The sequence below is a fragment of the Acinetobacter sp. TAC-1 genome (assembly GCF_029025845.1).
In the GTDB taxonomy this organism is placed as follows: domain Bacteria; phylum Pseudomonadota; class Gammaproteobacteria; order Pseudomonadales; family Moraxellaceae; genus Acinetobacter; species Acinetobacter guillouiae.
This window is the reverse complement of the sequence record NZ_CP118892.1, coordinates 3,707,346-3,725,500: the sequence shown is the minus strand read 5'-3', so window position 1 is coordinate 3,725,500 and position 18,155 is coordinate 3,707,346. Positions and strand designations below refer to the sequence as shown.

At 36.0% G+C, this 18,155-nt stretch carries 15 protein-coding genes; 8 read left to right on the top strand and 7 right to left on the bottom strand.

Annotation, left to right across the window (positions count from 1 at the left end):
• Nucleotides 1-75: 75 nt before the first annotated feature.
• From PYV58_RS17450 to PYV58_RS17435, 4 genes are all read left to right on the top strand, one after another.
• Complete coding sequence (locus PYV58_RS17450) at nucleotides 76-1,329, top strand: MFS transporter (RefSeq protein ID WP_034616146.1); 1,254 nt, start codon at nucleotides 76-78, stop codon at nucleotides 1,327-1,329.
• 585 nt (nucleotides 1,330-1,914) lie between these two features.
• Nucleotides 1,915-3,576 carry a phosphoethanolamine--lipid A transferase gene (locus PYV58_RS17445; protein ID WP_034616150.1) on the top strand — a complete coding sequence of 554 codons (1,662 nt, stop codon included), beginning with the start codon at nucleotides 1,915-1,917 and terminating at the stop codon, nucleotides 3,574-3,576.
• A gap of 17 nt (nucleotides 3,577-3,593) precedes the next feature.
• On the top strand, nucleotides 3,594-4,286 hold the full coding sequence (locus tag PYV58_RS17440) for a DNA-binding response regulator PmrA (RefSeq protein WP_034616153.1): 693 nt from the start codon (nucleotides 3,594-3,596) through the stop codon (nucleotides 4,284-4,286).
• Nucleotide 4,287: 1 nt separating this feature from the next.
• Nucleotides 4,288-5,625 (top strand): ATP-binding protein, encoded by a 1,338-nt coding sequence (locus PYV58_RS17435; RefSeq protein ID WP_034616156.1) that lies wholly within the window; start codon nucleotides 4,288-4,290, stop codon nucleotides 5,623-5,625.
• Between the two features lie 28 nt (nucleotides 5,626-5,653).
• Here PYV58_RS17435 and PYV58_RS17430 read toward each other — a convergent pair whose 3' ends face one another.
• The 4 genes from PYV58_RS17430 to PYV58_RS17415 all read right to left on the bottom strand — a co-directional run bounded on the left by PYV58_RS17430 (nucleotide 5,654) and on the right by PYV58_RS17415 (nucleotide 9,955).
• Nucleotides 5,654-6,460 (bottom strand): hypothetical protein, encoded by an 807-nt coding sequence (locus PYV58_RS17430; RefSeq protein WP_034616159.1) that lies wholly within the window; start codon nucleotides 6,458-6,460, stop codon nucleotides 5,654-5,656.
• Between the two features lie 539 nt (nucleotides 6,461-6,999).
• The gene (locus PYV58_RS17425; protein ID WP_034616162.1) at nucleotides 7,000-7,674 is read right to left on the bottom strand and encodes a phosphatase PAP2 family protein; all 675 of its coding nucleotides are present in this window, start codon (nucleotides 7,672-7,674) and stop codon (nucleotides 7,000-7,002) included.
• A gap of 288 nt (nucleotides 7,675-7,962) precedes the next feature.
• Complete coding sequence (locus PYV58_RS17420; RefSeq protein ID WP_004819515.1) at nucleotides 7,963-9,150, bottom strand: ammonium transporter; 1,188 nt, start codon at nucleotides 9,148-9,150, stop codon at nucleotides 7,963-7,965.
• Nucleotides 9,151-9,469: 319 nt separating this feature from the next.
• The gene (locus PYV58_RS17415; protein ID WP_034616178.1) at nucleotides 9,470-9,955 is read right to left on the bottom strand and encodes a hypothetical protein; all 486 of its coding nucleotides are present in this window, start codon (nucleotides 9,953-9,955) and stop codon (nucleotides 9,470-9,472) included.
• A gap of 280 nt (nucleotides 9,956-10,235) precedes the next feature.
• Here PYV58_RS17415 and PYV58_RS17410 point away from each other — a divergent pair, with 280 nt between their 5' ends.
• Nucleotides 10,236-10,808: a hypothetical protein gene (locus tag PYV58_RS17410; RefSeq protein WP_227504263.1), complete on the top strand. Its 573-nt coding sequence runs from the start codon at nucleotides 10,236-10,238 to the stop codon at nucleotides 10,806-10,808.
• Nucleotides 10,809-10,810: 2 nt separating this feature from the next.
• On the opposite strand, the gene PYV58_RS17405 is transcribed toward PYV58_RS17410, so the two are convergent.
• Complete coding sequence (locus tag PYV58_RS17405) at nucleotides 10,811-11,419, bottom strand: hypothetical protein (protein ID WP_034616165.1); 609 nt, start codon at nucleotides 11,417-11,419, stop codon at nucleotides 10,811-10,813.
• Between the two features lie 143 nt (nucleotides 11,420-11,562).
• Between PYV58_RS17405 and PYV58_RS17400 the strand changes: the two genes are divergently transcribed.
• The 3 genes from PYV58_RS17400 (at nucleotide 11,563) to PYV58_RS17390 (ending at nucleotide 15,003) form a co-directional block, all read left to right on the top strand.
• Nucleotides 11,563-12,417: an SDR family oxidoreductase gene (locus PYV58_RS17400; protein WP_034616168.1), complete on the top strand. Its 855-nt coding sequence runs from the start codon at nucleotides 11,563-11,565 to the stop codon at nucleotides 12,415-12,417.
• A 301-nt stretch (nucleotides 12,418-12,718) separates the two neighbouring features.
• Nucleotides 12,719-13,438, top strand: coding sequence for a carbonic anhydrase family protein (locus PYV58_RS17395; protein ID WP_034616171.1), 720 nt, complete (start codon nucleotides 12,719-12,721; stop codon nucleotides 13,436-13,438).
• Between the two features lie 399 nt (nucleotides 13,439-13,837).
• Nucleotides 13,838-15,003 (top strand): IS3-like element ISAba21 family transposase gene (locus PYV58_RS17390; RefSeq protein WP_085947552.1). Its coding sequence is split into 2 segments (ribosomal slippage): nucleotides 13,838-14,096 and nucleotides 14,096-15,003, totalling 1,167 coding nucleotides; the frame shifts between segments, so codons are not numbered across the junction.
• A gap of 39 nt (nucleotides 15,004-15,042) precedes the next feature.
• Here PYV58_RS17390 and PYV58_RS17385 read toward each other — a convergent pair.
• Entirely contained in the window at nucleotides 15,043-16,164 is a 1,122-nt protein-coding gene (locus PYV58_RS17385; protein WP_275059637.1) for a transposase, read from the bottom strand.
• A 138-nt stretch (nucleotides 16,165-16,302) separates the two neighbouring features.
• Nucleotides 16,303-17,547 (bottom strand): transposase, encoded by a 1,245-nt coding sequence (locus tag PYV58_RS17380; RefSeq protein WP_034611715.1) that lies wholly within the window; start codon nucleotides 17,545-17,547, stop codon nucleotides 16,303-16,305.
• Nucleotides 17,548-18,155 lie beyond the last annotated feature (608 nt).

Below are 18,155 nucleotides of genomic sequence, written 5' to 3'. Positions count from 1 at the left end.
AATTCGTAGATTAAAGCAATACATACAAGATCTAATTAGGCCCATTTATATTGACATTGTTCGAGCTTAGATTACATGCGAAACACCTATTTGTTGTTATTTTCACTGTATTGGGCGCAAGGTTTACCTGTAGGTTTTATGACCCATGCTTTACCAGTGATTTTACGTTCACAAGGGGTGTCTTTGGCCCATATCGGTGGCTTTGGATTACTCATGGCGCCTTGGGCAATTAAAATTTTATGGGCGCCTTTTGTGGATAGCTTTGGACATCGTTCCAAAGGGCATTATCGAAGTTGGATTATTCCAACCCAAGTTTTAACCATTGCTATCCTGAGCATTTTATCTTTTTTACCGATTCAATCCCTGAATGAACCGATTTATTTATTATTGTTTTTTATAGCGTTGCTCTGTATGAACAGTATTGGTGCAACCCAAGATATCGCGACGGATGGTTTAGCGGTGAGTATTTTAAAAGGGGATCAGCAACATATCGGGAATATGTTTCAAGTCATTGGTTCTCGTTTAGGATTTATTGTTGGGGGCGGGGCAATTTTATGGGCAATGGACTGGCTAAGTTGGCAAAATACATTTTTGATTTTGGCTGGCATTGTGGCTTTAAATACAATTCCTATCTGGTTTTATCAAGAACCAGAACACTTGAAAAAGGCTGTTTCACCACATTTACAGAATCAAGCTGCAAAGCACTTTATTGAAAAATTTAAAACCTACTTAAGCTACTTCTTTGCCAATAAAAAATTAAGAACGTGGTTCTTTGTGCTTTGTACCATCAAAATAACCGATGGCTTTACCGGTCCCATTACCAAGCCTTTGTTGGTTGATCTTAACTTAAGTCTTTCTCAAATCGGCATTTATATCACTATGTTGGGGGCATTTTCTGCATTATTCGGTGCAGCTTTGGCCAGTCTATTGCTAAAAAAACTAAAGCGCCACCAAGCCTTAATCTTATTTTCTATTTTGAAATTGATCAGTTTAGCTGGATTCGTATGGTTAGCAGCTCAATATGAACAATCGTACTTTGTAGCGCCGTGGTTAATTTATTTGATCAACGCTTTAGAAGATATGTGTGCTGCAATGCTTCTAGTCGTGATCTTAACTTTAGTAATGCAATATAGTCGTCATGAACATGCAGGTACAGATTTCACTTTTCAGGTCTCTGTTATGGCAACAATCAGTGGGTTACTGTATACATTAAGTGGCGTGATTGGCGATCAATTGGGATATTTAAATTTTTTAAGTTTGATTTTAGTAATTGGTGTTTTTTGCCTAATCCCGATTATGTATTGGATTAAAAACATACAGTATACATAATATTGTGAGATTGGGTTTGATAATGAGTATAATTATTATTGAGTATGTGGTGCGATGATTAGGGATTTTTTGATTGAATGAAATAGATTAAATAATTTTTCTTAGGGATAGTTAAGATTATAATATATTGTCATGATGTATAATAAATTGTTTGATTAGTGCGGTTTGACTTAATACATAAATCCCTTTGATTTAATGTGATTTTACCTTTATTTTTTAATAAAAGTTTGATGTATTTTACATTGACTGGAAAATAAAAAATTACTTTTTCGTCATTTTTTTACGTTTAGAAAGCAATTCGTGTATTATTCTTTTGTTGGATTTAGAATAACTTTAGCTCCAAATTATTAACTTTTAATGAATTATTTTGAATGGAATAAGCAGTATTATAATCTACGGGCTATAAAATAATACTCATTTTTTTTGTAGATGCTTTATTTGATTTTAATTTTCTCAGATTATGAGAAATAGAAAGGCGATTACAATTAAGATCAGTGGTGCAATATGCTTGGGAAAGTGCTTTTTAAGTTCAGTTTAAGCTTCATTTTTTAACTTAACACCATTGAAAAGAGTATCACCACAGTAATGTCTAACTTAATACAGCGTATAAAACGACGTGAAGTCTCCATTTCCCTGACTGCTTTTAATTTTATTGTCGCAGTGTGGTTAGGCTTGTGCCTAAATTTTAGTTTTTTAAATAAAGTTCAGTCTCTAACGCCTTATCAGGGAGTTAAAGCACAACTTTTTCTGATTGCGACAGCTTTTGTACTGGTTGCTTTATATAATCTGTTATTGCAAATTTTAGATTGGAAATGGACAGCAAAATTTTTTGCAATTGTCTTGGTCTTCATCGGTGGCTTTAGTGCTTATTTTGTTAACTCATTGGGTGTCGTGATTTCGCCTGATCAAATTCAGAATATGGTACAAACAGATCCTGGTGAAGTAACAGACTTACTTTCTTTGCAATTTTTTATTTGGACACTGGGTTTTGTTATTTTACCCATCATCTTGATTCTATGGATAAAAATTAAACCAGAGAAAATTGGCAAAGTACTGTTATTTAAAAGCCTAAATATTGCGGGCTCTTTCGCTGTTATAGCAGCATTATTATTTGTTTTCTATGTGGATTATGCTGCTATATTTCGTGAGCATCGTGACTTAAAAGGCATGATCTCTCCACAAAATACAGTGGCTTCAACACTGTCTTATTTCCATAAAAAAGCACCGAAAAAGAATCTACCTTTGATTCGTTATGGTGAAGATGCACATTTAGTCAACGATGCGACTTTACAACATAAACCTAAACTGATGGTTTTGGTGGTTGGTGAAACCGCACGAGCAGAGAGTTTTTCTTTAAATGGTTATGCAAAGAATACCAATCCTGAATTGTCAAAGCAGGCTGATCTAATTAATTTTTCTCAAGTCAGCTCTTGTGGTACCGCAACCGCAGTTTCAGTACCTTGTATGTTCTCCGGCATGCCGCGTAAAGATTATGATGAGCAACTTGCCAGTCACCGAGAAGGTTTGCTGGATATTGCACAACGTGCAGGCTATAAGGTGACATGGATTGATAATAACTCAGGTTGCAAAGGAACATGTGATCGTGTTGAGAAATTTGTTATACCTCAAGATTTAGAGAAAAAATGGTGCCAAGGTGGCGAATGCCAAGATGGTATTTTGGTAGACAGCTTAAACCTATATTTAAGTCAATTACCAAAAGATGATAAGCAACCACATTTGATCGTATTACATCAAATGGGAAGTCATGGACCTGCATATTATAAACGCGCACCTGAACAATTTAAAAAATTCAAACCGACCTGTGAAACCAATGCGATACAAGGCTGTTCATCGACTGAGTTGATTAATACCTATGATAATTCGATTGTCTATACAGACCATATTTTGAATCAATTGATTGAAACTTTAAAACAGCAAGAAAACTATCGTGCAGGGTTCTGGTATTTATCTGACCATGGTGAGTCTACAGGTGAACGTGGTATGTATTTACATGGTGCGCCTTATGCGATTGCACCTACTCAACAGACCCATGTACCTATGCTGATGTGGTTTTCAGATGCATGGAAATCTGCAGCTGCAAAACAAATCAATTGTTTAAATCAACAAAAAGGGGCAACATTGAGTCAAGATAATTTATTTCCAAGTCTTTTGAGTTTGCTAAATGTCCAGACTCAAGTCATAGATCAAAAAAATAATATGTTGCAGCAATGTGCTGTACAAAGCTGATTGAAAGGATATAAACCATGACCAAAATTTTGATGATAGAAGATGATTTTATGATTGCGGAATCATCTAAAACATTGTTGAAATATCAAGGCTTTGATGTGGAATGGGTGAATAATGGTTTAGATGGCCTAAAGCTTATTTCGGAGAAACCATTTGATTTGGTCTTACTTGATTTAGGCTTGCCTATGATGGATGGGATGCAGGTCTTAAAACAAATTCGCCAGCGTTCGAGTTTGCCTGTTCTGATTATTTCAGCACGTGATCAATTGCAAAATCGTGTTGAAGGCTTAAATCAAGGCGCAGATGATTATTTGATTAAGCCCTACGAGTTTGATGAACTGGTGGCTCGTATCCATGCATTATTACGTCGCACAGGCGATACAGCGAAAGAAGTAACAGGAAGTGCTTCAAATCTGTTAAAAAATGGTGAAATTGTTTTAGATGTAGAACAGCATATTGCCACAATTAGAGGCGAAACGGTGGAGTTATCAAACCGTGAATGGGCGATTCTCATTCCATTAATGACCCATCCCAATAAAATATTTTCTAAATCTAATTTAGAAGATAAATTGTATGCTTTTGATAGCGAAATCAATAGCAATACAATTGAAGTCTATGTGCACCATATCCGATCGAAATTGGGTAAAGATATTATTCGTACAATTCGTGGGTTAGGTTATCGTTTGGGGCAACCACAAAAAGCGGAATGATATGGAAACTGCATTTTCCTTAAGAAAGCGTTTAATTCGTTATACGTCTATTTTTAGTATCTTACTTGGTTGCGTGTTGGTTTTTTCAGCATATAAAATTTCTTTAGAAGAGATCAATGAAATTTTAGATGCTCAGATGGTCTATCTGGCAGAGCGGGTGGAGTTAAATCCACGCCCCATTGAAAGTCATTTTGATATCCATAAACGCTATCATGAAGAAGATTTATTCATAGATGTTTGGGCGTATGCTGAACCTAAACAAGCCCAAAATACGCCGCATCATGTCATTGTTGAACCTAAGCAAAAAGCGGGTTTTTATAGTCAAGAAACAGCACACGGCATATGGATTACCTACATTCTACCGACTGCAAATTATCAGATTCAAATCAGCCAGCAGGAAAAAGTCAGAGAGCATCTGGCTTTAGAGCTTGCAGGCAGTATGTTTCTTCCATATCTACTGATCATTCCATTTGCTTTGTTGGGCTTGGTTTATATTATACGTCGCAGTTTAAAGCCACTTGAGGACTTTAAATCTGAACTGGCAAAACGTGATTCAAACTCCTTGATCGCAATTCAAAATGCCCACTATCCAGAAGAATTGCTGCCGACGATCCATGAAATGAATCATTTGTTTGAGCGAATTTCTGTTGCTCAACAAGAACAGCGACAATTTGTGGCAGATGCTGCACATGAGTTACGCACCCCCATCACTGCATTGAATCTGCAAACTAAAATTTTGATGAGTCAGTTTCCTGAAGAGGAAAATCTACAAAATTTAAGCAAAGGTTTGGCACGGATGCAGCATTTGGTTACGCAACTGCTTGCCTTAGCAAAGCAAGATTCTTCATTAAGTCATGAAGTTCAAGTGACTCAATTTAAATTGAATGATGTGGCACTCAATTGTGTTGAACAGTTGATGAATCTTGCGATGGAAAAAGATATCGATCTTGGCTTTGTGCGTAATGAAACAGTGATTTTAAAAAGTGTAGAACATAGTCTTCATTCAATCATTTTTAATTTAATTGATAACGCAATAAAATATACCCCTGTTTCAGGCATGATAAATATATCAGTCTTTGAAGATGTTCATGATTTTGCTTATGTTTTGATTGAAGACAGTGGTTTAGGAATTGACCCAGAGATGTACGATAAAGTCTTAAAACGCTTTTATCGCGTACACCATCACTTAGAAGTGGGTAGTGGTTTGGGATTGTCGATCGTGGATAAAGCCATTCAACATTTAGGTGGTGAACTGTCTTTATCCCGTAGTGAAGAATTGGGCGGACTCAGTGTCTTGGTCAAAATCCCAATTCAGTGTGATATCAAAACAGAGAAGTGAGATGCTTGGAAAATGAATGATTCCATTTCTACATTAATGGAAGTGGTTCATTTTTCTTCATATATTGAAAAAATTCTAAACATTTTTGCATTCTACGACCATCACTGCCAAGTTTACCCAAATTAAAGTTTGCAACCCAATTGAGTTTATTGCCTATACGGCAAATTTCGTTGTATTTTGATTTACTTGGATAAATTTCTCCAATAAAAATATCGCAAGCTTGAGCAAGCTCATCATCATTAAAACGGAATGCTGTTGAGAAAATAAAACATAACCAATCTCGAATTTGGCAGGTTTCTAAGTCCAGCACTTCACCGGGATCTGTTTCAAAATCAATAAAAGTAAATGTTTTGTCCTTATTGACTAAAATATTTCGTGCAAATGCTTCGCTTAAATAACTGTCTTTGTAATGTACAGCTTGAATGGCAAAGATTGCTTCACGATAAAATTCGAGTTTTTTAGCTGTATTTCCTTCCATTTGTGCCAATGCCTGATCAAGTTGCATGACATCTTCACCCTGATCAGCAGCATCTTCAATCAATAGACCTTGTGAACAATTGGCTAAAATTTGTGGTGTTGGAATACCTAATGAATTTAATTCTGTCAGACGATGAACTTCACAATAAATCGATTTACTACCACCATAATTTGGAATAGGGGTGAGTGCTTCAATATTGAGTATACGTGCAACCCATTTTAATGGGACATAAATCCAAGCTGAGTGGCGTTCAGAGGCTTTTTTAAGCCACACTTTGCCATCACCCAACTGATAAGACTGAATGTTTTGGTCTTGAATTTTAAGCGAATTGCGGAGAAATTTAGAAAAATTACTCATATTTTGCACGTATAAGATTACTAAATTAACTCAAGTATAAACAAAATATAAAAAATTGTAAAAATTAAGATTGCTTTAATAATTTAATATTTAAATTCTGACAAAAATGTAATACTTTGAGTGACGCATATAGCGATACATCATTTGATTTCGCGTTTTAGATTGGAATAAAAAGCAAATCAGCGCTTAAATAAGCGACAATGACGAGTAATTTATTTTTAAATGTCTAATAGATGATTGCTTTTGTAAAAGTAAGCTTTGGAATGAATTTAAATTTGGCAAAGCTCTATCAAGCATGAAACTTTTATCATTACATCGAAATTAAGTTTATGAAGATCAAGTTTGCAATGTCATGTTTTACGTTTAAAGTTTTAATCACTTTGTGTAGGCGATGCTTCACGCTAGAAACACCACCTTTGTTTCATCGATATTTAAAACAATGTCAGTATTGAATGCTCATTTTGATGCATACAAGAAGCTTATTTTTAGAATCGCATTTTTAATAAAGATAATAGTATATGGCTGAATATTTTGGATCGTTAGGTTGTAAATTTTTTATAAAAAATACGATAAATAATTAAATTAAAAGTAAAAATAATCCAGCCTGTCCAAAGGTTATGGCTAAGGAAATGCGCACCACGCATCATTTGCCCCCAACCCGTAATCAAACCAAGCGCCAGACCTAAGACTAAGAAAAGATAAGCAATTTTAGAATTTGACTGTCTAAATACAAAAAAGCCGGTGAGCAGTGAAAAACCTGTACTGGCATGGCCACCCGGAAAACAATGTCCATTGCTTGCAGAAAAATCCCAAACATAGCCTAAAGCAGTTTGTTCTGTCATGGACCAAGGACAGGCATGTGCTGAGTGGGATTTGAAAATACCAATCAGTGCAGTGGATAAAACACTAATAAAAAATAAATAGCCCAATTGCCATTGATAGGTTTTTAATTTTGCAACTTTAAAAGACGCAATCCATGAAATTAGGACTGCAATATAAAAGGCAATGACAATATGTTTAAGTAGCTTGTGATTAATTTCAATAAGAAACCAATTGTTCTTGAGTGGGAAATGACCAGTGCTATCTATCCACGGCTGGATAAAATACATATCAATTGCGCCGCCAACAGGAAAGACAAAGAACAATATCAAAAATAATATTCCTAACAATAAACTGTTATTTATGAAAAATTTATTTGTATCGGAATAGGGCATGAGGCGAGTCACTCAATATAATCGTTTTAATCTGCGCTTATTAGAAAAAAATAACCTTAAATTAGACTTAATTGTTGAATAATGAGCAGTCTTACTATTGAGCGGTGATACAGAAGAAAATATCTATGCGTATTCTAAGATACATATTTTAAATCATTTTATTTAAGGTAGAGTGATTCTAGTTTAAAACTTTATCGTGAAAATTATTTTATTGTCATTTCTAGGCTATAAAAAAAGCGGCTTTTCAGCCGCAAAATGTATAAAATTAAAACCAGGCCTTGTAAAAGCTTAAAACATTGCATCTTCAGAGTTTGCAGAAATCTTGTGAATCGATAAATCTGCACCACGAAACTCTTCTTCTTGTGTTAAACGAATCCCCATCGTGGCTTTAAGCATACCATATACGGCAAATCCACCTGCTAAAGCCAGTAAAATGGCAAGTAGCGTACCTATCAGCTGAGACATCAAAGATACTCCGCCGATTCCTCCCAACCACTGCTGACCAAATAGACCCACAGCAATACCACCAAATGCACCACAAACGCCATGTAATGGCCAAACCCCGAGTACATCATCAATCTTGAGTTTATTTTGTGTATAGGTAAACAGTTTAACAAACAGAAAACCTGCACAGATACCAATAAATAAAGCGCCAATGGGATGAACCACATCAGAACCTGCACAAATTGCCACTAAACCTGCTAAGGGACCATTATGTAAAAAACCAGGGTCTTCTTTTCCAAAGAAATTTGCTGAAAGTGTGCCGCCTACCATTGCCATGAGTGAGTTCATGGCAACTAAACCTGAGATTGCATCTAAGCGTTGAGCACTCATGACATTAAAGCCAAACCAGCCCACAATTAAGATCCAAGAACCGAGCGCTAAGAAAGGAATAGAAGAGGGTGGATGTGCGCTGACACGACCATCCTTTTTATAGCGGCCATTACGCGCACCAAGTAGTAATACTGCTGCAAGCGCAATCCAGCCACCCATTGCATGGACCACAACAGAGCCAGCAAAATCATGGAAGCTTGCACCAAACGTATCCGCTAACCATTTTTGCAGGCCGAGATTGCCATTCCACGCGATCCCTTCAAAAAATGGATAAACCAGCGCTACAATAAACAGAGTTGCAATGGCTTGAGAACGCATTTTGGCACGTTCTGCAATGCCACCAGAAACAATGGCGGGAATTGCTGCAGCAAAGGTCAAAAGGAAAAAACAACGCATCAAATTGTAGCCATGCTCAGTTGAAAGCGTAGCACCTGTATGGAAAAAATGTTGGCCATAGGCAATGTAATAACCGACAAAGAAGTAGGCGATTGCTGAGATTGAAAAATCAGTAATGATTTTACTGAGTGCATTGACTTGATTTTTATGGCGAACTGTTCCCAGCTCTAAAAAAGCAAAGCCTGCATGCATAGCGAGTACAAGCACTGCGCCAAGCAAGAGAAAGAGTAGATCAACGTTTTGCATATACGATTCTTTTTGGTGCTATTTGTCACAAATTGGTTCAAGTATAACCAACGATTTGAATCCGTGAAGTGTTTGGCTGTATGAAAAAATAGATCAACAATTTCAAAATATTATTAAGACTCGATATAAAGCAAAAGTATGCACTAAATTGGAATTTGTGCACTAACTTGATGCAATAAGATATTCTGACTTATTTTTAAGATACTGATAATTATTGATTTTTATTTATTGTATTTCATTTTAAACCTAGGCTGTCAAATTTTAATCTAAAAATAAACCGATAAAATGATTGAGTTAAAATTAAAAAATAACTTAATGATCAATTTTTGGAAACACTCAGACTGCAAGCTTGATTTTTGTATTCGAAACGGTTTCTTTGAAATTTTTGACCGTTCCATTTATACACAGCAAAGCATTTACTTGAGTCATTGATGGCAATATCTGGCCAACCATGCTTTCCTAAAGTTGATAGAAACTCAGGCGTCCCATGACTGTTAAATATTCTCACCCATTGTTTATTGGTCTGTTGGGTAACAATATAAAATCCAATTCCTGTGTTTGCATAGCAGCCGACACCACCATCGACTACAACAGCATCAGGACGACCATCTTTATTGAGGTCACCATAATAGGAGATATTGCCAAGGCTACAGCGGCTTTCCCAGCCAAGATTGGTTTTTTGAAACTTTGCGCTTTTAAAAATTTGTGTTGCCGTTTCATCAGGGACTTGCGGAGCCGCAGCATAATTAAGCGAGGCCAAAAATAGTGATAGAACACCACTGCTGAATATTATTATATTTTTCATCATCATATCGGTTTTTTGTGATTGAATTAACATTATTTTAAAAATATGTATTTTTATCAAGCTTTTGTTGTCATGCTATTGTATTCATCTTCTGGTTTAATCAGCAGCTTAGGGAGATTTAACTTATATCATTATAAATTTCAAATGCTTGGTGTATTGCTGTGTGTTTTAATGAGTTGTAAATAAATGTTTAATATAAAATCAATTTGCGATTAAACGATCAATGAAGTGTATAAAAATGATGGTGTCTAAAACATATTGCAATTTTTTAGTGTATTTGATGGCGTTCTTTGGTTTCTGTCTTTTTACTGAAGTAGTGAGTGCGCAGTCCAACCAATATAAAATCTATAAATCTAAACTGTTACAGTGTGGAGAAGCAACTTTTCAAGTTATTTCACAATGTGATGATTCTAATGAAAGTGCAGAGTCAGGTAGTGCAGGTCCTTTTCGAGCATCATGTTTAACTAGTCAATTAGCGGTAAACTGGAAAGGTCAGCAAAAGATACTGAATTTTCCCATGGCAACAACACAGCAGAAGAAAATATTAGCAAGCAAAGGCTATGTTTTAAAACCTGAGATCAAAGTAGGGGATTGGTCGCCACAGAGTTTAGCTTGTGGTCAAGCGGCTGGTATTTCGGGGCATTTTGTGGTGATTAATCAGGCAACCACCAACGATATTAATCAAGAGTATCACGGCAAAGGTTCATTGAGTGATGAACCCGTTTTACTGAATTTAAACGGGACTTTTACCAGTGAAACACTTAAAGCAAAAATCTATGCTTTATTAAAGCAAGACCAAGTGAAGATTTCTAAAGTGATTGGGGCAAATGCGATTTTTGCGGATGAAAAATAGATTTAACAGAGATAAATCCGTTTAATTTTGTCATCTGTTAAGAAGAAAGCAGATGCAGCACAGGTTTCCTCGAGGACATTGACTGAAACACCATCACCTTTAAACTTTAAATAATGTTTAGGGTCAATCTGTTCGTTAGCAAGAATATCGCCATTTTCACCAAAGCGATATTCTTCATCGACATAGATATTTGTTTTAGGTGCGACTTCGAACTTAGCAAAAATATCTAAATCATCACCTTCTTCATTATTTTGATAGTAATAAACTTTATCGCTGTCCGAAATACGGAATTCAAACAGATATTTCATGCCTTTTTTATTGGGATTTTTTAAAACTTGGAAGGCATCTCGTTTTCCATCTCCATCAAAATCGATGAGTAATGGCTTTTTGAGATATGCCGTATCGACTGAATAACCTTGAGGGAGTGGTGTTGGATTATTGACGAGGTAGTCTGGCTCTGGATGAGCAGCAATCTCAATAGGTTCTGCTTTGGTATGTGCTTGTTGTGGTGTTTCTTGTTTGGTTGGCTTGCTTTCAGTTGAGGTGTTGGGTTTCTCATGACAGCCAATGAGAAAAATAAGGGTGATGCATAATAAAATTTTGTTTTTCATAGAGTTTGAATCATTCAATGATTTTGAATGTTGAAGATTCTATCTTAAAAATTGATTTTTTGATGCTGAATGTCCTAAATTGGAGATATAGTCGTGTGTTTTATATATGCCAGTTTGCTGTCTTATATTGATTCATCATCACAATGGGGAATATTTTGAACACATCAAATTCTGATCAAGCTTTGTTTGTCGTGATTACAGGGGGTACACGTGGAATTGGTTTTGCTTTAGCAGAAGCTTTTTTAAAGTTAGGTTGGTCTGTGATGATTTCGGCACGAAATGCAGTGCAGTTAAATCAAGTTGTTGCAGATTTTGCGCAACGCTATGCACCAAATAGAATTTATGGGGTGACCTGTGATGTGGCTCAATATGAAGATTTACAAAATTTATGGGAAGAAACAGTTTTAAGGTTTGGTCAGGTCGATGTTTGGATTAACAATGCCGGTACCTGTAACGCAGCAAGGGCATTTACCGAAATTGCTAGCTCAGATTTGGAAAGTGTAATCAAAACCAATGTACTTGGAACAATGTTGGGCTCTCAAGTGGCTTTAAAAGGAATGATGCAGCAAGGTTTTGGGCAAATTTTTAATATGGAAGGTTGGGGCAGTCGTGGTGAGTGGAGTGCGGGGATGACGCCTTATGCAACCAGTAAACGAGCAGTTGCTTATCTGAATCATGCTTTAAATAAAGAAACCAAGAATAGTGATATTTTGATTGGGACACTCAGCCCCGGAATGGTGGCAACAGATTTATTGATTTCTTCTTGGCAGCAAGGTGAAGTTAAAAACTGGCATAAAATGAAATGGTTATTTATGTTTGTAATTGACCCACCTGAGCAAGTGTGTGGTTATTTGGCGCAACGCATCAGTAAGAATAAGAAGAGTAATGCGCGTATTGTCTGGATGACACCATGGCGTTTGTTACTTCGATTTTTCCAACCTTATTATTGGAAAAGAAATCCTGTACAGGGGACGGCTTTGGATCAGCTTAAGGAATAGCGCTTTGGATTTAAATTTGGAGTTTGATTAGAAAAATAACAATGAAAAAGCTTAATTCAATATGACGCATTTATAAAATACAGAGTAGTGCGTGTATCTGTTATAGGAAAAAATAAAGGACTTGAACTTGGATAAGTATATTTCTTATAATCTAATAAGATTTGGTAGAAAATCTTAATAAAAATTTTACCAACATCACATCATGCTCTTCAGTTCAACAGCCTTTCATATAACCAGTAACTAGAGCATTTATAAATAGAGCATTCAGTGCTGAAAATATTTGAATAATTAAGGGGCTCTTATGTTTATTAAATACGGTTTAACAATAATTAGTCTATGCGCTACAACAATACTTTGGGCAGGATCAGATTGGGATTATCAAAACCCTAAAGATTGGGCAAGTGCAAATCAACAATACCAAGCGTGTGCAGGAATAAATCAATCTCCAATTGATATTCGAGATACGGTGACTGCGAATTTACCACCATTGGAATTTAATTATCACACTACAGCAAAGTCTGTGCAAAATATTGGTCATACGATGCAGATTGAGTTTAATCAAGGAGCAAGTTTAGTTTTAGATGGACAGACATTTTTACTGGAACAATTTCATGTACATAGTCCAAGTGAAAACAATATTAATGGCCAAAGCTATCCCATGGAATTACATTTAGTGCATGCTTCAGATAAAGGTGAATTGGCAGTTGTTGCATTAATGTTTCAACATGGATTGGAGAATGAAAAACTAAAACATATCTGGAATTCTTTGCCAAAAAAAGTGGGTGAAAGTAATCAGCTATATTCAAAAAATAAAGCAGACAGCTATTTACCCAATAACTTAGAGTATTACCGTTTTAATGGGTCTTTAACAACACCGCCGTGTTCAGAAGGAGTCCGATGGGTGGTGTTTAAGGAAATTCAGCAGGCATCTAGTGAGCAAATTGAGTCGTTTATGGAGTTAATGGGACATCCAAATAATCGTCCGATACAACCGATTGGCGCGCGGTTGATTTTGGAGTAATTCAGGGTGAAAAGTAGATCAGAGGATCTACTTTTTTAATTCTTTTGTGGGATTTGCTTAGAAAAATTCTTTTAATTTTTTTGCACTAAAGTTATTTGTTATTGGAATGATGATGTGTTGAATTGGAGTGAGATGGATTTATGGAATATCTGTATTGAATTGAAAGACACCTCTCCCTAACCCTCTCCTGAAAGGCATTGGTATCTACACATCTTTTTGTAGAGACTCTAATGCAATTTCAGCAATCAGCTTAAGGTCATCCACCGAATGTTCAGATAATAATTGTAGTGTATTCAGTAATATTGACAGACCAGCCAAAATTGCAGGAGCACTTGATGTGTGCTGAGAAAACAGGAGGTTTTAACTTGGTAAACTATAGACACTCATCAGGAGTTTACCATGAGCAAGAAACAGAAGACTTACACCGCAGAATTTAAAGTTGAAGCAATAAAATTGATTGAAGCCAATCAAGGCAATGTATCGGAAACAGCCAGACAACTTGGCATTTCAATGCAAACTCTTTCAAATTGGAATAATAAAGCAAAGACTGGCACCTTAGCAGGCACTAAACAATATTCACCTGATCTAAATGCCTTACTCGAAGAAAATAAAAAGCTCAAACAACAGCTCAAAACAGCTGAAATGGAACGTGAATTTCTAAAAAAGGCAGCAGCGTACTTTGCGAAAGAAAGTCAGTAAGGTACGCCTATATGAAACAGCAAAGATATTTATTCCCGATTAGCTTTATGGCTAGATTACTTCACGTTTCAGTGTCACGATTTTATGATTGGCTAAAACGAGGCATGAATAAAAGATTGGTTCAGCGAAATCAACAGACAATTTTGGTCAAAATAGCTCATGAGGAAACTAAACAAAGCTATGGCTATATTCGATTAACTAAGCATTTACAAGCGCAAGGTATCAAAATCAGTACGTATGCTGTACGTCAAATAAAAAAGCTCAACCAGCTGTATTGTAAGCGTCATAAGCGTTTCAAAAGAACTACGAAGAGTGATCATAATCGAGCGATCTACGCAAATTTACTAGAGCAACAGTTTTCAATGACTAAGCCCAATCTTGCATGGTCAAGCGATATTACATACATTTGGACTGCTGAAGGTTGGTTATACTTGGCAGCAGTAAAAGACCTGTACACGAAACAAGTGGTTGGCTATAGCTTAAATGAGCGTATGACCGCACAACTTGTTTGCAATGCACTGACTATGGCGATTCGTAATCAAAAACCAACGAAAGGCTTAATTATTCATTCGGACAGAGGCAGCCAATATTGCAGCCATGAATATCGAAAGATACTGGAAAAATGTGATTTTCAAGGTTCAATGAGCAAACGTGGGGACTGTTACGATAATGCACCGATTGAAAGTTTCTGGGGCATACTCAAGAATGAATTAGTGCATCATTGCAACTATAAAACCAGAGATGAAGCTAAAGCAGATATTACAAAATACATTGTGTTATTTTATAATCAGCGAAGAATTCAAAAGAGTTTGGATTTTAAAACGCCAAATCAAATAGCAGAGAACTTTTATCGGTTAGCTGCCTAGCATATCCCAAGTGAAAGTCTCCTGCTAATTCAGCACATATCAACTTTCCCTTGTTCCTCTTTTTTGTTGCCTTCCTGATAGACGTGTTAGAAAGACTCTAACTCTTGAATTTTTCTCATCATTTTCTCGCTGTATTCTCCAAGTTAACACACATGCCATACTTGCAATTAAGAGTCGTCTTAATATCGCTTGCGGAGTTGTTTGTAGCCATGACTCAATGTCATGGCCCGCCTGTTTTAACAACTTAAAATAGTTTTCTATTTTCCAACGCCAATAATACCAAGTTGCCAATTCTATACTTGGAATTTCTGATGATACATTACTTAATAAGCTCCAACGAGAAAGTGATTTTCCTTGCTTATTTTTAACTTCAACTACAATCAGTCGAACGGTTAATGACTTTCCCTTTTGTGGTGGAACTCTTTTTCCCGTTTCGTCTTTTTGCATTGGTCTTGCATTACGCGTAATACTGATTTGAGTTTCACCAACATAGAGTTGTTCGCAATTCCCTTTATATTGAATTGTATGGGTTTGTGAGGTCGGTATTTGGTCTGATACGTCTCTTAACTTAACATCTTCTCCTTGATATTCAACACGATTTCCTTCTTTACCTCGAATAAGAAATAAATGTTCTTGTTGATTCAATAATCTAAGATGAGCAATTGAATCTCCTTCACGATCAATAATATGTACGAGTTTCTTTTCTATTGGTAAAGACTCAATATGTTCGATTTGTTCACATAGTGCATTTAAGTGGGTTTCTTTTATTTTATGCCCATCAGTAAATGTTGAATAACGTCCAGTAGCATCACATAAAGTTTGATCTAATGGTGCAATGGGTAAACCCGTTTCAGCATCAATTAATAAACTGCTTTGTAATTCATAGCCTTTGTCACTTGCATGTGTTCTTTTGAATCTATTTAACTTGTTGTTATGTTTGAAATATTGTAGTTGAGACCAATCATGAGCAACTAAGGCATAGTGGTGATTCGATAGAGCGATTTGTTCAAACGCAAGTTTTTGAAGAGGCTGATTGAGTTGTTGAAATGAAACGTTTTCGTTATTTAAGAAACGCCAAACTGCTTGGGTTGTAGCAAAGCTAGTCTTTTGGGTAGAGGCAATATCTTTAAGCGCTGGGGCTAATGAAGCAAGTGGATTCATATTAAGTTTTACAAGACGTCCGTAGCGTTTAACTAATCGGTTATCTAAGTGTGGAATGTTAAATTGGAGAGCATGCTCTCCAATTTAACTTAAATAGATTTAATTGTGTAGATACCTATGCCTGAAAGGCATTGGTATCTACACATCTTTTTGTAGAGACTCTAATGCAATTTCAGCAATCAGCTTAAGGTCATCCACCGAATGTTCAGATAATAATTGTAGTGTATTCAGTAATATTGACAGACCAGCCAAAATTGCAGGAGCACTTTCCCTTGTTCCTCTTTTTTGTTGCCTTCCTGATAGACGTGTTAGAAAGACTCTAACTCTTGAATTTTTCTCATCATTTTCTCGCTGTATTCTCCAAGTTAACACACATGCCATACTTGCAATTAAGAGTCGTCTTAATATCGCTTGCGGAGTTGTTTGTAGCCATGACTCAATGTCATGGCCCGCCTGTTTTAACAACTTAAAATAGTTTTCTATTTTCCAACGCCAATAATACCAAGTTGCCAATTCTATACTTGGAATTTCTGATGATACATTACTTAATAAGCTCCAACGAGAAAGTGATTTTCCTTGCTTATTTTTAACTTCAACTACAATCAGTCGAACGGTTAATGACTTTCCCTTTTGTGGTGGAACTCTTTTTCCCGTTTCGTCTTTTTGCATTGGTCTTGCATTACGCGTAATACTGATTTGAGTTTCACCAACATAGAGTTGTTCGCAATTCCCTTTATATTGAATTGTATGGGTTTGTGAGGTCGGTATTTGGTCTGATACGTCTCTTAACTTAACATCTTCTCCTTGATATTCAACACGATTTCCTTCTTTACCTCGAATAAGAAATAAATGTTCTTGTTGATTCAATAATCTAAGATGAGCAATTGAATCTCCTTCACGATCAATAATATGTACGAGTTTCTTTTCTATTGGTAAAGACTCAATATGTTCGATTTGTTCACATAGTGCATTTAAGTGGGTTTCTTTTATTTTATGCCCATCAGTAAATGTTGAATAACGTCCAGTAGCATCACATAAAGTTTGATCTAATGGTGCAATGGGTAAACCCGTTTCAGCATCAATTAATAAACTGCTTTGTAATTCATAGCCTTTGTCACTTGCATGTGTTCTTTTGAATCTATTTAACTTGTTGTTATGTTTGAAATATTGTAGTTGAGACCAATCATGAGCAACTAAGGCATAGTGGTGATTCGATAGAGCGATTTGTTCAAACGCAAGTTTTTGAAGAGGCTGATTGAGTTGTTGAAATGAAACGTTTTCGTTATTTAAGAAACGCCAAACTGCTTGGGTTGTAGCAAAGCTAGTCTTTTGGGTAGAGGCAATATCTTTAAGCGCTGGGGCTAATGAAGCAAGTGGATTCATATTAAGTTTTACAAGACGTCCGTAGCGTTTAACTAATCGGTTATCTAAGTGTGGAATGTTAAATTGGAGAGCATGCTCTCCAATTTAACTTAAATAGATTTAATTGTGTAGATACCTATGCCTGAAAGGAGAGGGAACCTCTTTGTGTATCGAATAGTTATTAAATTCTCAAAGAGTGTTTCTTCCACGTTTGGGGGAAATTGAGGTTGTGGAATTTATGCAAAATTTTTAGTTGCCTCTCTTTAATCCTCTGTTGAAAGGAGAGGTAACCTCTCTGTGTATCGTATAACTATTCAATTTTCAAAGAGTGTTCCTTCCACATTTTGGGGGAATATTGAGGTGGTGGAATTTATGCAAATATTTTTAGTCGCCTCTTTTTAACCCTCTCCTGAAAGGAGAGGGAACTTCTTTGTGTATCAAATAACTATTAAATTCTCAAAAAATCTTTCTTCCACATTTTGAGAAAGATTGAGGTTATGGAGTTTATGCACACATTTTTAGTCGCCTCTTTTTAACCCTCTCCTGAAAGGAGAGGTAACCTCTTTGTGTATCAAATAACTATTCAATTCTCAAAGAGTGTTTCTTCCACGTTTGGGGGAAATTGAGGT